This window comes from Micromonospora sp. NPDC049645, from assembly GCF_040675155.1.
Classification (GTDB): Bacteria; Actinomycetota; Actinomycetes; order Mycobacteriales; family Micromonosporaceae; genus Micromonospora.
In genome coordinates this window covers 1-12,988 of record NZ_JBFAOI010000001.1, presented here as the reverse complement: position 1 = coordinate 12,988, position 12,988 = coordinate 1, and the positions used below count along the sequence as shown (strand labels likewise).

General features: G+C 68.0%; 10 protein-coding genes, 2 tRNA genes and 1 pseudogene. 8 read left to right on the top strand and 5 right to left on the bottom strand.

The features are described 5' to 3' along the window. The first annotated feature begins 13 nt into the window (after positions 1-13). The 4 genes and pseudogenes from AB0J33_RS00065 to AB0J33_RS00050 all read left to right on the top strand — a co-directional run bounded on the left by AB0J33_RS00065 (position 14) and on the right by AB0J33_RS00050 (position 1,437). Positions 14-104, top strand: a tRNA-Ser gene (locus AB0J33_RS00065). A 35-nt stretch (positions 105-139) separates the two neighbouring features. Continuing rightward, positions 140-212 (top strand) — tRNA-Arg (locus tag AB0J33_RS00060). Positions 213-473: 261 nt separating this feature from the next. Continuing rightward, positions 474-1,172 (top strand): annotated as a pseudogene (locus tag AB0J33_RS00055) (low temperature requirement protein A); the annotation flags it as partial. 118 nt (positions 1,173-1,290) lie between these two features. Next, positions 1,291-1,437 (top strand): hypothetical protein, encoded by a 147-nt coding sequence (locus AB0J33_RS00050; RefSeq protein WP_363608234.1) that lies wholly within the window; start codon positions 1,291-1,293, stop codon positions 1,435-1,437. A 29-nt stretch (positions 1,438-1,466) separates the two neighbouring features. On the opposite strand, the gene AB0J33_RS00045 is transcribed toward AB0J33_RS00050, so the two are convergent. Next, positions 1,467-2,888 carry an NAD(P)/FAD-dependent oxidoreductase gene (locus AB0J33_RS00045; protein ID WP_363608232.1) on the bottom strand — a complete coding sequence of 474 codons (1,422 nt, stop codon included), beginning with the start codon at positions 2,886-2,888 and terminating at the stop codon, positions 1,467-1,469. Position 2,889: 1 nt separating this feature from the next. Further along, entirely contained in the window at positions 2,890-3,453 is a 564-nt protein-coding gene (locus tag AB0J33_RS00040; RefSeq protein WP_363608230.1) for a hypothetical protein, read from the bottom strand. A gap of 193 nt (positions 3,454-3,646) precedes the next feature. Here AB0J33_RS00040 and AB0J33_RS00035 point away from each other — a divergent pair, with 193 nt between their 5' ends. Beyond that, the gene (locus tag AB0J33_RS00035) at positions 3,647-4,258 is read left to right on the top strand and encodes a TetR/AcrR family transcriptional regulator (protein ID WP_363608228.1); all 612 of its coding nucleotides are present in this window, start codon (positions 3,647-3,649) and stop codon (positions 4,256-4,258) included. 58 nt (positions 4,259-4,316) lie between these two features. Here the strand turns inward: AB0J33_RS00035 and AB0J33_RS00030 are convergent, their stop codons facing one another. After that, the gene (locus tag AB0J33_RS00030; RefSeq protein ID WP_363608226.1) at positions 4,317-5,552 is read right to left on the bottom strand and encodes a low temperature requirement protein A; all 1,236 of its coding nucleotides are present in this window, start codon (positions 5,550-5,552) and stop codon (positions 4,317-4,319) included. A gap of 158 nt (positions 5,553-5,710) precedes the next feature. After that, positions 5,711-7,270 (bottom strand): hypothetical protein, encoded by a 1,560-nt coding sequence (locus AB0J33_RS00025; RefSeq protein ID WP_363608224.1) that lies wholly within the window; start codon positions 7,268-7,270, stop codon positions 5,711-5,713. Between the two features lie 452 nt (positions 7,271-7,722). On the opposite strand from AB0J33_RS00025, the gene AB0J33_RS00020 reads away from it, so the two are divergent. Next, positions 7,723-8,838, top strand: a complete 1,116-nt coding sequence (locus AB0J33_RS00020) for a ricin-type beta-trefoil lectin domain protein (RefSeq protein ID WP_363608222.1) — start codon at positions 7,723-7,725, stop codon at positions 8,836-8,838. Between the two features lie 115 nt (positions 8,839-8,953). On the opposite strand, the gene AB0J33_RS00015 is transcribed toward AB0J33_RS00020, so the two are convergent. Next, positions 8,954-9,913 (bottom strand): LysR family transcriptional regulator, encoded by a 960-nt coding sequence (locus tag AB0J33_RS00015; protein ID WP_363608220.1) that lies wholly within the window; start codon positions 9,911-9,913, stop codon positions 8,954-8,956. A gap of 127 nt (positions 9,914-10,040) precedes the next feature. Here AB0J33_RS00015 and AB0J33_RS00010 point away from each other — a divergent pair, with 127 nt between their 5' ends. Both AB0J33_RS00010 and AB0J33_RS00005 read left to right on the top strand, forming a co-directional pair. After that, entirely contained in the window at positions 10,041-11,297 is a 1,257-nt protein-coding gene (locus AB0J33_RS00010; RefSeq protein ID WP_363608218.1) for an MFS transporter, read from the top strand. A 552-nt stretch (positions 11,298-11,849) separates the two neighbouring features. Further along, the coding region (locus AB0J33_RS00005; RefSeq protein ID WP_363608216.1) for a non-reducing end alpha-L-arabinofuranosidase family hydrolase at positions 11,850-12,988 on the top strand (1,139 nt) is incomplete at its 3' end.

Sequence of the window (12,988 nt, the reverse complement as noted above, 5' to 3'; positions counted from 1 at the left end):
ACGGATCACCATGGGAGACTTCGCCTAGTCTGGTCTATGGCGCCGCACTGCTAATGCGGTTGGGGTCTTAAAGCCCCTCCCGGGTTCGAATCCCGGAGTCTCCGCGCGAAAGCCGGGTGTGTACACTGGCTGAGCACAAGCGCCCGTAGCTCAATGGATAGAGCATCTGACTACGGATCAGAAGGTTAGGGGTTCGAGTCCCTTCGGGCGCACAAGATCGTGAGGGCCCGACCCACGGCAACGTGGGTCGGGCCCTTTGCTGTACCCGTCTCTTGTGGACCTCTGGCGGCTCCACCACCTCCGCCCCGCCGTGTCCGTGTGGCGCGGGTCTCGTTCGATCCGGTCGGTCCAGGCGACGGCGAAGATCAAAGATCGCCCGCACCAGGTCTCCCTCGGGTTCCCCCCGTATCGTCCCACCCGATCCTGGCCCCGTGATACGAAGAGTGCTACGGATCGGGTGAGGCGGATCAACAGTGGCGGACAACCGGATTGCGCGGCTGCTGCGTAAGCGCGAGCATCCGCGTCAGGCGTCCGCTCTCGAATTGTTCTTCGATCTGTCCTTCATTCTCGGGCTGACCCTGCTGTCGAGGCGACTTTTCCACGAACTCAATTGGGGCAACACGTTCGAGACGTTGATTCTGTTCGCCGGCACCTACTGGATCTGGATCGCGACCGCCTCGGCGACCGACTGGTACAACCCCAACGACCTGATCATCAAGGGGCTCGTTCTCACCATCATGTTCGTCGGCCTGGTGATGGTGGCCGCGATACCGGCCGCGTTCGCTTCGCACGGATTCATGTTTGCCGGGGCGTACGTCCTCGTCCACGTCATCCGGGGTGCGGTGTTGCTTACGCTGCTGCGCGGGCATCCGCTGCAACGCCGGTCGTGGCTGATCATGATCTGGTTCGCAATCTCCGCGGTGCCCTGGCTGGTCGGTGCTTTCCGGCCGGAGGACGAGCGGGTGGTGCTGTGGCTGGTCGCACTGGTCATCGACTACGGAATAGCCTGGCTCGGCTGGCCGACTCCGGGGCTCGGCCGAGTGCCGGACGAAAGCCCGCGTAATGTCGGCGAGCATCTGTCGGAGCGGTACCAGCAGGTGTTCATCATCGCCCTGGGCGAGGGGATCCTGGTCAATGGCCTCGCCTATGCCAGCGCGGGGATCACTGCGCTGCGCACGCTCGCCTTCGGACTGGGGTTCCTCAACGTGGTGCTGCTGTGGCGCGGTTACCTGATTCCGGGGCCTGGCGATTCTCGGCCTGCTGAGTCCCGTACTGCTCTTCCTCCAGCCGTTGACCATCTCGTTGGTCACCAATGCCGCGCTGTTCGGGGCCGTGGCCGTCGACGTCTATCTGATTCGGCGAGCGGTCCGGGAGGGGCGCTTGACCACGTCGTCCAAAGGCACGCCCCTGGCGGTCGAGCGGGATCAGAAGCGTTGATCCGGGACGCGCGAAGCGCAGCGCCACCGTCAACGGCCGTACGTCTCCAGCAGCCGCAGCCAGACCTCGTTCATGGTGGGGTACGGGGGGACCGCGTGCCACAGCCGGTCCAGCGGAACCTCGCCGACGATGGCGACAGTCGCGGCGTGGATCAGTTCTGCGACGTCCGGGCCCGCGAGGGTGAAGCCGACGAGCACCTTCCGATCCTCGTCGACGACCATGCGTGCGTGGCCTTTGTAGCCGTCGGCGTGCAGGGACGCGCCGGCAACGGCGCCCAGGTCGTAGTCCACGACCCGGATCCGCAGTCCGGCCGCCTCGGCCGCCGCCGCGGTCAGCCCCACCGACGCGATCTCCGGGTCGGTGAAGACCACCTGTGGCACCGCACGTTCGTCGGCCGTGGCCGCGTGCCGACCCCACCGGCCGTCCTGAACCTCCTCGCCCTTCGCGCGGGCCACGATCACGTCGCCCACCGCACGCGCCTGATACTTGCCCTGATGCGTCAGCAGCACCCGCCGGTTCACATCACCGGCGGCGTACAGCCACTCCCCGCCGCCGACGACGCGCAACGTGTCGTCGACCGCCAGCCAGCCGCCCGGCACCAACCCGATGTTCTCCAGGCCGATGTCCCGGGTGTTCGGGGTACGACCGACCGCGACGAGAACCTCGTCGGCCTCCAGTCGGTCGCCGTTAGCGGTGGTGAGCTGGACGGTTCCGCTGTCGTCCCGGTGGACGGAGACGGCTTCCGCGCCGACGCGTACCGCCACGCCGGCCTCCTGCAACGACTCCTTGACCAGCTCACTCGCGAACGGTTCCACCGACGGCAGGACACCGTCGCGCGCCAGCACCGTCACCGAGGAGCCCAGAGCGGCGAAAGCGGTCGCCATCTCGGCCGCCACCACACCACCGCCGATGATGGCGAGCCGGCGGGGAGCCGACCCGGCCGAGGCGGCCTCCCGGCTGGACCACGGCGCCGCCTTCCGCAGACCTGTGATATCCGGCAACAGGGCGCTGCTTCCGGTCGCGACGACCACCGCGTGTCGCGCGGTCAACCTCGTCGTGCCACCGTCGACGCCGGTCACATCGACGACCCGGGGGGAACGGATGCGTCCCTGGCCGCGGTGCAGTGCGATGCCGGCCGACTCCAGCCAGGCCACCTGCCCGTCGTCCTTCCAGTGCGACGCGAAGGAGTCCCGGCGACCGAACACCGCCGCCACGTCCAGGTCACCCGTCACCGCCTCGCGGGCACCCGGCACCTGACGCGCCGCCCGCAGCGCGGACGCGCTGCGCAGCAACGCCTTGGTCGGCATGCAGGCCCAGTACGAGCATTCGCCGCCGACCAACTCCCGCTCGACGATGGCGGCGGTCAGGCCGCCCCGCACGACCCGATCGGCGACGTTCTCGCCGACCGGGCCCGCACCGATCACGACGACGTCGTACTCGTTGGTGGTCATGTCAGTTGCCCTTCGCGCTGCGGCCGAGGCGGATGGCGGCGATGAGGAAGAAGATGGCGCCGGGGATCGCGTAGCCGGCCGCGTTGGTCAGCGCCGGGATGTCCGCGGAGGCACCGATGATGAAGGACCCACCGGCCAGCACCGAGATGCCGCCACTGATGATCATCGGCCATTGTCCGCCCAGCCGGCGACGGGTGACACCCACGATGAGCTGGACGAGACCAGCCACCACCGCCCAGGCGCCCCACACCCTCAGCATCGCCGGAATGCCGGACGCGGCTGCGACACCCACGCCGACCGCGGTCAGCAGGCTGACGGCGATGTTCACGTACAGCAGGGTAGGCGTTGTGCCGGTGGTCCGCGACGAGCGGAGGTCGTAGATGGCGGCACCCACGTCGAACAGCGGGTAGAGCACGAAGAGCACCACCGTGAGCGGCCCGATCTCCTTGGCGGTCGCGATCGTCACGAGTGCCCACAGGATGGCGAACGCGAAGCGGACGAAGTACAGCCGGCGCAGCGCGGTAGCGGTCTGGGAAATGCCGGGCGAAGCAGCAATGGTGGTCACGGTGGCCCTTCCAGGGGGATGCTCGGGAGACCGAACGTTCTGTCTGATCCCAGCATGGCCACCCCGGTCCAGCTATGCAAGACCGAACGTTCTACCTCCTGAGTGATCTGTTGCACAGGGGAGCGCCGGCGCGCCGAAGGCGGGGACGCTCGGAGAGACAAAGACCGAACGTTCTATCCGCTATAGTGGTGGTATGACGCGCGGCGACACCGACACCCGGCCCTCGGCGGCGCGACAGCGGCTTCTGGCCACGGCGACCAGGATCTTCTACGCGGAGGGCATCCACTCCGTGGGCGTCGACCGGATCATCGCCGAGGCGAAGGTGACCAGGGCCACCTTCTACCGGCACTTCCCGAGCAAGGAAGACCTCATCCTCGCCTACCTGCGCGAAGTCCATGAGCTGGAACGCGGCACGATCGACGCGGCCATCGCCACCAACCCCTCGGCGGTCGATCCTCTCCTGGCTATCGCCGACACCATCGCCCAGCACATCCAGTCTCCCGGGTTCCGCGGCTGCGCCTTCCTCAACGCCGCGGCGGAGTACCCGAACGCGGACCACCCCGTACGTCAGGAGATCATCGCCCATCGGCAATGGTTCCTGGACACGCTCACCAGATTGATGACGCAGGTCCACCCCGAAACGGCGGATCCCGCCGCGCGTCACTTCGTGATGCTCCGCGACGGCGCGATGGCGGCCGGATGCCTCTTCGACCCCGCCCTGGTCTCCGACACCTTCCTCCGCGGGATCGAGGAACTCCTGCGGATCGGTGCCGAGCGCCGGGCCACCGATTCCGCCCGCTCGTAACGACACCAGGATCCCGCTCGTAACGACACCAGGGTTCCGCTCGTAACGACACCAGGGGTCAGGCCTCGGAGTCTTGATCGCGAGGTGTCTCCCCCGCGACCGGCGAGGCGGGCACCTCCAGCGGCCGTCCCCGACCCCGCAGCGCGTCCAGGAGCGCGACCAGGGCCAGCACCCCGGCCACCACGCTCAGCCCGACCATCGGCGCCCAGCGGGTCAACGCCGCCGTGAACAGCACCAGGGCCACCAGTCCGATCACCCGGGATCGGGAAACTCGGCCGAGGATCTCGTACTCCAGCCGTGCTCGGGCGACGAGGAAGAGCATCGGACCGCCCACCACGAACAGAAGCCAACCCGGCCGAGGCGGTCCGTACGGATCGTCGATCACCAGTTCGTAGCCGACCGAGGTGACCAGCACGCTGAACACGATCAGCAGATGCGTCCGCTCCGACGCCGTACCCAGCCGGCCGGGCATGGCCGCCCGGTCCAACGCCTCGGACAGCAGCAGACCGGCGCGGTGGAAGTAGATCCGCCAGATCAGCGCGCTGGTCGTGAACGCGACGGCGAAGGCGGCGGCCCGCTCCCCGGAGTAGTCCGTGCCGCTGAAAACCGTGCCGATGACCAGAATCGACTCACCGAGCGCGATGAGAACCACCTGTTGGTAACGGTCGGCGAGATGCGTCCCCGCGATCCGCCAGCGGCTTATCCTCGATGCTCCGAGTCCCGGAAGCGGCCAGCCCAGGGTCCAGGCGAGGTAGTCGGTGGTGAGGGCCGCGGCCCACAGCGGCAGGCGAAGGTGGTCCGGGCCCAGCGCGCCGCCCAGCCAGAGCGGCGCGGTAGCCGCAGCCCACGCGGCAAGCCGGAACGGCACCAGCCGCCGCGGATGGCCACGCAGCGCGGCGGCGACCACCAGCGGCCGCACCAGCATCACTATGAGGTACGCGGCCGCGAACAGCGCGGCTCGCTCCTCCATGGCACGTGGCAACGTGACCGCCATGACCAGGATGGCGAACATGGTGCCGACCACGACAGCCTGGATGAGCGGCTGCTCCGGTTCGTAGCGACTGGTGATCCAGGTGGTGTGCGACCAGATCAGCCAGAGCGCCAGAAACAGCAGCAGCGTACGGGCGAATCCCTCGGCGAGCGTCCAGCCCGTGTCATCGCTCAGGCCGGCGAATCGTTGCGAGACCCGGGTGAGGGCCACCACGAACGCCAGGTCGAAGAAGAGCTCCAAAAACGTGGCCCGGCCCGAGCTCTCGGGAGGACGCAGCAGTGCGGCACCCGGTCTCGCCGCCATCGTCGCCTCCGTTTCCTTGTGCCCAACGAACCGGTTGTCAGCGGTGTCGCGTCGCCGCCGTACGGCGTCCGGTCCCGCAGCAGGCCCGATCTTCGTGATCGGACCCGTGCGGGACCGGATGACTCTCTGACAACCCGGGTGCCGGGGCGATCGGATGATCAGCCGAAGCAGTTCGGCACCGGAGGTGAGCTGGGTGTGCAGTTGGTGGGTCGGTTGCCGGTGATGGCCGACTTCTGGTCCACGGTGACCTGGCCGCCGTCGTTGAAGATCCCGCCGGGGGCCAGGGTGGAGATGTTGTCGGTGACCGTGGTTTCGGTGAGGTTGAGCGTGGCGTTGTTGTAGATTCCGCCGGCCCGCGAGCTCGAGCCGATGGCCCTGTTCCGGTCGACCTGGCTACGCCGCAGTACGACGGTGCCGCTGCCGTTGTAGATGCCGCCGCCGTTTTCGATGGTGCTGTTCGTGCTGGCGACGTTCTCGCTGATCCGGCTCTCCTCGGCCACGAACTGGCCGATCTGGTTGTAGACGCCGCCACCGCGTTGGCCGGCTTCGTTGTGGTGGATCTTTCCGTGCTTGAGGTGGAAGACGCCGTCGGTGAAGATTCCGCCGCCCTCGCTGCCGGCCCGGTTGTCGTTGACCTCGACGTTCCTGGCCTCGGTGGTGGAGTCGATGCCGCCGCGGATGCCACCGCCCCGGAAACCGGCGGTGTTGTTGTCCAGGTGGACGTTGTCGAGTACGGCGACGCTGCTGTTCGACAGCCCGCCACCCGCGCCGCCGATGGGCACGGTGTTGAAGACCCCGATCGTGTTGTTGTAGCTCAGTCGGGTGTTCTGCACGGTGAGGTTGCCGTTGTTGAAGATGCCGCCGCCGTCGAACACGGCGCTGTTGTTGCTGATGGTGCTGCCGTCCTTCTTGCTCTTGTCCTTGTCGTCCCGGCCCTTGTCGCCGCCGTGGTCGCTCCGGCCGAGGATCTTCGTGACACCGAAGTTGGCGATACCGCCACCCGGGCCGTTGGTGTGGTTGTAGACCACGTCGGTGTTCTCGATGACGGCCCTGCCGCCCACGTCGATCCGGATGCCACCGCCCCCGCCGCCGAGCCCGCCCTCGGCCAGGCCGCCCTTGATGGTGACGTCGCGCAGTGTCAGGTCACCGCCGGTGCCGACCTCGAGGATCCGGAACGGGGTGGCGTTGGCCGCGCGGACGATGGTGGACCCGTTTCCGTCGATCGTGACCTGCTGGGTGATGATCGGCAGGCCGACCGCACCGTAGGGCACGGGCGGAGGGGGCGCGGACCTGGTGAGTGTGTAGGTGCACCTCTCGGCGAGCCGCAGTTTCGCCCCGGACCCGGTGTTCGCCCGGACGATCGCCGCGATCAGCTCGTCGGCGTTGCAGGGTACGGACCGGAAGTCGTCGCCCCTGCCGTCCCGACGGTCGTTGTCCTTCTTGTCGTCCTTGCCGTCGCGGCCGCCCCTGTCCTGGCCTCCGTGGTCGTCCCCGCTGTCCCGGTTGCCGTCGGCGAGGATCTGCGTGCCGGCGTTCGACGGGTCGCCGCCGCTCTTTCCGGCCGCGCCGCTCACTCCTGCCGACGTGAAGGCGGCCAGACCGACCACTCCGGTCAGCCCGGCCATCCCGGCGACGAGCCAGCGTGCCCGCCGCCGCTTCGGCCGACGTGACTGATCTGCCGCTACCTCGCTGATGTTCGGGTGTAGATAGTTGGACATCGAGCTACCTAGCCCTTCTCCGCGCACCATGTCTCTGCACGCCGTAATCAGTGCAGACAGCGACAAATCGGTTGTCGCCCCCATGGCGAAGGTAGTCGAGCAATCCTCGCATCAAACGGTCTTATGCGAAAAACCCCTACATTCGGCGTACATGCCACTCGCACCCCGACTGCACCAGCGAGCCCATCCGCACCCGTGCCGGCACCGTTGTTCGTGGACGACGTGGCACGGGCGGTCGGCTGGTCCGGTGCTGTCCGAGCGGCGCCGGAGTTCTCGCGGGGATCGAGGGTCGGCGCTTGACGTGGGTCAGGTTAGCGACAAGAATTTACAACGATCGCTGTTAGCGTTAACAATCCGTCCCGGTGCTGCGACGGCGGTCGTCATGCCGATGTGGCGCCCGGTCCCGACGGCCTGACTCCTCGGTCAGCACTACCACTGCAGGGGAGAAATCTATGCGAACGAGGGCAAGATGGCTCGCGGCGACCGCCGCACTCGGTGTCGTCCTCGCCGGGGTGCTGACCTCGGCCGGTCCGGCCAGCGCGGAGTCCAACGGCGGGGTGCGGGTGATGCCCCTCGGTGACTCCATCACCGAGGGCACCCAGGTGCCGGGCGGGTACCGCATCGGGCTCTGGCAGCGTCTGGCCAGCGGTGGGTACACGGTGGACTTCGTCGGTTCGCAGTTCAACGGCCCGGCAAGCCTGGGCGACCACGACCACCAGGGGCATCCCGGCTGGCGCATCGACCAGATCGACGCGAACATCGTCGGCTGGCTGAACACCCAACGGCCGCAGACCGTCCTGCTGCACATCGGCACCAACGACATCCTGCAGAACTACAACGTGAGCAGCGCGCCGAACCGGCTCTCCACCCTGATCGACCGGATCACCGCGACCGTTCCCACCGCCGAGGTTTTCGTCGCGCAGATCATCCCGCTTTCCAACAGCAACCAGGAGGCGGCCGCACGTACCTTCAACGCGGCGATCCCGGGCATCGTGCAGAGCAAGGTGAACGCCGGCAAGCGGGTGCACCTGGTCGACATGCACAGCGCCCTCACCACCTCCGACCTGATCGACGGCGTCCACCCCACGTCCGGCGGCTACGACAAGATGGCGGCCCGCTGGTACAGCGCGTTGCAGTCGGTGCCCGGCAGCATCGGCAACCCGGGCAGCGGCGGCGGCGGACAGACCACGGCGATCGTGGGAGCCCTCTCCGGTCGCTGCGTCGACGTGCCCGGCTCGTCCACCACCAACGGCACTCAGGTGCAGTTGTGGGACTGTCACGGCCGCACCAACCAGCAGTGGACCTACACGTCCGCCAAGACGCTCACCGTGTACGGCAACAAGTGCCTCGACGCCGCCGGCTACGGCACCTCCCCGGGCACCCTGGTCACCATCTATGACTGCCACGGTGGAACGAACCAGCAGTGGAACGTCAACGCCAACGGCACCATCACCGGGGTGCAGTCGGGTCTCTGCCTGGACCCCTACAACGTGGGCACCGGCAACGGCACGAAGCTGGTTCTCTGGACCTGCACCGGCCAGACCAACCAGCAGTGGAGTCGCCGATAGTTCACCCGGTGGCGTCGGCCGGTCGGATCGCCTCGTCGAGCAGGCGGTGACGATCCGACCGTCGGCGTCGCCTCGGTAAGACTCGCGGTACGCGTCACCGCATCGGTGACCGCAACTACTCCGGCAACCCGCCCAGCTCCGACCCCCACGTCGGCAGCCACACCTGCTCATCCTCGTCGAGAATGCTCATCCGCCTGGCGTCGAGGTGGTCCCGAAGGGTGCGCAGCGCGGGATGCGGGTTGTCGTCGCGCCAGATGAGCGACATGGGGTAGATCGGTGCCGGGCCGCGTACCGGTATGCGGCGCAGGTCGTAGCTGTCCGGCCACAGGTAGCGGGTGCGTTCGCCGGCAAGCGTCGCCAGTTCCGCGGAGTCGGCGATCTCGGCCAGCAGTGCCTCGTTGCCGAAGACCGGCCCGACCAGGTCGATGGTGAGACCGAACGCGGCGGCGAGCTCGTCGTAGTAGTCGGCCCATTCGGTGCCGGGGGCCATCCCGGGCATCCAGATGCGGTGTTCGGCGAGCTGTGCGGGCGTGACGGCCGTGGCGTCGGCGAGCGCGTGGCGGGGTCCGACGAGGAGCTCGTGGTGCTCGTCGATGACGCGGGCGGTCCTGATCGCGGTCGGCAGGTGGCGCGCGGCGACGGTGACGGCGTGGAAGGTGGCGTCGACGGTTCCCGCCTCGACGGCGGTTGTCGCCGCGTGGACATCGGCGTCGAGGGTGACGACGTCCAGCTCGATTCTCGGGTACGTACCGTGGAAGTCCTGGAGCAGCACCGCGGGCGCGGTCCGTCGACTGTGGACGTCGATGCGGAGAGCACGCCGACCCGGGCGTACGGAGGCGTCGGCGCGGTCGGCCACCCGCAGAAGCTCCCGGGCGTGGGGCAGGAACGCCTGGCCGTCGATCGTGAGCTGGGCTCCACGGGCCGTGCGGGTGAACAGCCGTACCTCCAGGTCCTTCTCCAGTGCGGCGATGCGCTTGGACACGCCCTGCTGGGTGATCGACAGCGCGACGGCGGCGTCCTGGAACTGGCCGGCGTCGGCGGCGGCGACGAGGGTACGGACGGCATTGAGATCCACGCCCGAAGCCTAGAGATACAACAGTTGGTTGTGGCTCGCCGTCCAGTTGGTTGTTTGATCCGTGTTCGAGGCATTGCTTGGATCGCCGTGGTCAACGCTGCGTTGTTCGGGTCGGAAGGTGTGGGGCTTGCTGGGCGGACGATCGCTGGGCCGACAGTTCGGGTGGTTGTGGGCGTCGTACGCGGTCAGCGCCTACGGCTCGGGGCTGGGGTTCGGGGCGCTGCCGTTGATCGCCGTGCTGGTGTTGGACGCCAGCCCGGCCCAGGTGTCCGCGCTGTCGGCGGTGGGTCCGGCGGTGGGCGCGCTGGTCGCGTTGCCGCTCGGGCCGTGGGTGGAGTTTCACCGCAAGCGGCCCGTCATGATCGCGATGGACCTGGCCCGGTTCGCGGCCATGCTGACGATCCCGGTCGCCTACGCCTGCGAACTGCTCAGCTTCGCCCACCTGTTGGCGGTGTCCGCCGTGGTCGCCACCTCCAAGATCGCTTTTGGTGCTGCGAGTGGCGCCTACCTCAAGGCCCTCGTCCGGCCGGAGGACCTGCTCGTGGCGAACGCGCGCTTCGAGTCGACGAACTGGAGTTCCATTGCCGTCGGACCGCCGCTGGGCGGGGCCGCGGTCGGCCTGTTCGGGCCGGTCACCACCGTGGCGGTCGACGCGCTCAGCTACCTGCTGTCCGCGCTGGGCATCACCGCGATTGGCGGTCGAGAGGAGCACCCGCAGCGTGCCGGCAGGCGCCGGACCCGGTTCGCCGACCTGCTCGACGGCTGGCGGCACATCCTGGCTCATCCGGGTCTGCGGGCGCTCTACCTCAACCAGCTGCTCGTCGCAGGGCTGATCATGGCCACCGAGCCGCTGCTCGCCGTGCTCCTGCTCGGCGAGTTGGGATTTCCTCCGTGGCAGTACGGCCTCGCGTTCGCCGCGCCCTGCCTCGGCGGGCTCGTCGGCTCACGCCTGGCCCGCCGCGCCGTGGCCCGGTACGGCCAGCACCGAATCATCCGTACCGTCGGCACACTGCGCGCGGTCTGGCTGGTCGGCCTCGCCTTCGTCCAGCCTGGGCTGGCAGGTCTGGCCACGGTGATCGTCGTCGAACTCGCGATCATCATCAGCATGAGCCTGTACAACCCGGTGCTGGCCACCTACCGGCTCGAACGCACCCCCGAAGATCGCGTCGCCCGCACCCTGTCGGCCTGGTCGATCAGCAGCAGCGCCTCCATCGCCATCCTCAGCACGCTCGGCGGACTGCTCGCCGCCGCCACCAGCCCACGCACCGCCATCACGGTCGCCGGGCTGCTGATCCTCGCCAGCCCGCTGCTGCTACCCCGCCGTCGGGATTCCGCCTCCGCGACCGACCGCGAACTGGCGGGAGCCGGCCAGGGGCATCGGTAGGAACGGTGCCGCCGGCGTCGGGCGCATCGGCCGTCCGCTGACGACGGGCGGCGTCTGTCGCCCCGGCCGGCGTCCGCACCGATGGCGCGACTGCGGCCGTTCCGTACGGCGCGCGACACCGTCTTCCGGGCCGCGAGGCGGTGACGGCATCGTCGCGGCGCGTTGGTCGCCGGGGTGGGCGTCGGAAGGTTTCCATGGATAGCTGTCAATGTTAACGTCAACGAACGACCGCTCTGAGTTGCCGGGCGGCGGGCTGGCCTGCGGCTGGTCGGTGTGGAGCGGTCGTGCTGCGGGCCGCAACGCGAAGCTGGTCGATGTTCCCAGCACGTTACGTCTTGACGAACGGCATGTTATCGCTCACAGTCGATGCCTAAGGACGACGACATCTTGGCTTTCCGGGCAAGCCCTGCTTCGTCGACCTCGAATCAGGCGTGCGTCCGGGCACGCAGGTGCCGTGTTAACGCTAACGTTCCGGCGCCTGGGCTCGACCACGCGTCGCGGTACGCCCACCCTCGGGCAGGCCGTTTGGCTCTTGGTCACTGAAGGAGGATCATGTCTGCCCTCGATAGGTCTCCATCGATCGCGCCGCCGTCGCGGCGGCGACGTTGGTGGTTGCCCCGCGTTCTCGCCGCCGGCGCGGCGGCGCTGATGGTCGGTGGCGCGGCCGTAGCGGTGGTGTCGTCACCCGCCGCCGCGGCGACGGTCGACACGAGCGCGTGGTACGTGTTGATCAACCGCAACAGCGGCAAGGCCCTGGACGTCTACAACCTGGCCACGAATGACGGTGCCCGGATCACCCAGTGGGCCCGCAACAACGGCAACCAGCAGCAGTGGCAGTTCGTCGACTCGGGTGGTGGCTACTACCGACTCAAGTCGCGACTGTCCGGCAAGGTGCTGGACGTCTACAACTTCTCGACCGCCAACGGCGCCAACATCGTGCAGTGGAGCGACGCCAACGGCACCAACCAGCAGTTCCGGTTGGCCGACTCGGACAGCGGCTACGTCCGATTGATCAACCGGAACAGCAACAAGGTGATGGAGGTGCAGGGCGCCTCGACCGCCGACGGCGGAAACATCGTGCAGTACGACGACTGGAACGGCACCAACCAGCAGTGGCAACTCGTCCGCGTCGACGGCGGGGGCAACCCCACGACGCCGCCGCCGTCCGGCACCTGCGATCTTCCGTCGACGTACCGCTGGTCGTCGACGGGCCAGTTGGCGACGCCGAGGTCGGGTTGGGTGTCGTTGAAGGACTTCACCGTCGCCCCGTACAACGGTCAGCAGTTGGTCTACGCGACCACGCACGACACCGGGTCGAGCTGGGGTTCGATGAACTTCGGTCTGTTCTCGAACTATTCGCAGATGGCTTCGGCGAGTCAGAACGCGATGAACAGCGCGACGGTGGCGCCGTCGTTGTTCTACTTCGCGCCGCGCAACATCTGGGTGTTGGCGTATCAGTGGGGTGGGCCGGCGTTCTCGTACCGGACCTCGACGGATCCGACGAACCCGAATGGTTGGTCGTCGCCGCAGACGTTGTTCAGTGGGAGCATCACGGGTTCGGGTACGGGTCCGATCGATCAGGCGGTGATCGGTGACGGTACGAACATGTATCTGTTCTTCGCCGGTGACAACGGCAAGATCTATCGGGCGAGTATGCCGATCGGGAACTTCCCGGGTAGTTTCGGCTCGAA

Excerpts from the sequence above, each read along its gene's own strand:
- AB0J33_RS00025 (WP_363608224.1), bottom strand. The coding sequence starts at position 7,270 with ATGTCCAACTATCTACACCCGAACATCAGCGAGGTAGCGGCAGATCAG.
- AB0J33_RS00020 (WP_363608222.1), top strand. The coding sequence starts at position 7,723 with ATGCGAACGAGGGCAAGATGGCTCGCGGCGACCGCCGCACTCGGTGTC.
- AB0J33_RS00035 (WP_363608228.1), top strand. The coding sequence starts at position 3,647 with ATGACGCGCGGCGACACCGACACCCGGCCCTCGGCGGCGCGACAGCGG.
- AB0J33_RS00045 (WP_363608232.1), bottom strand. The coding sequence starts at position 2,888 with ATGACCACCAACGAGTACGACGTCGTCGTGATCGGTGCGGGCCCGGTC.
- AB0J33_RS00030 (WP_363608226.1), bottom strand. The coding sequence starts at position 5,552 with ATGGCGGCGAGACCGGGTGCCGCACTGCTGCGTCCTCCCGAGAGCTCG.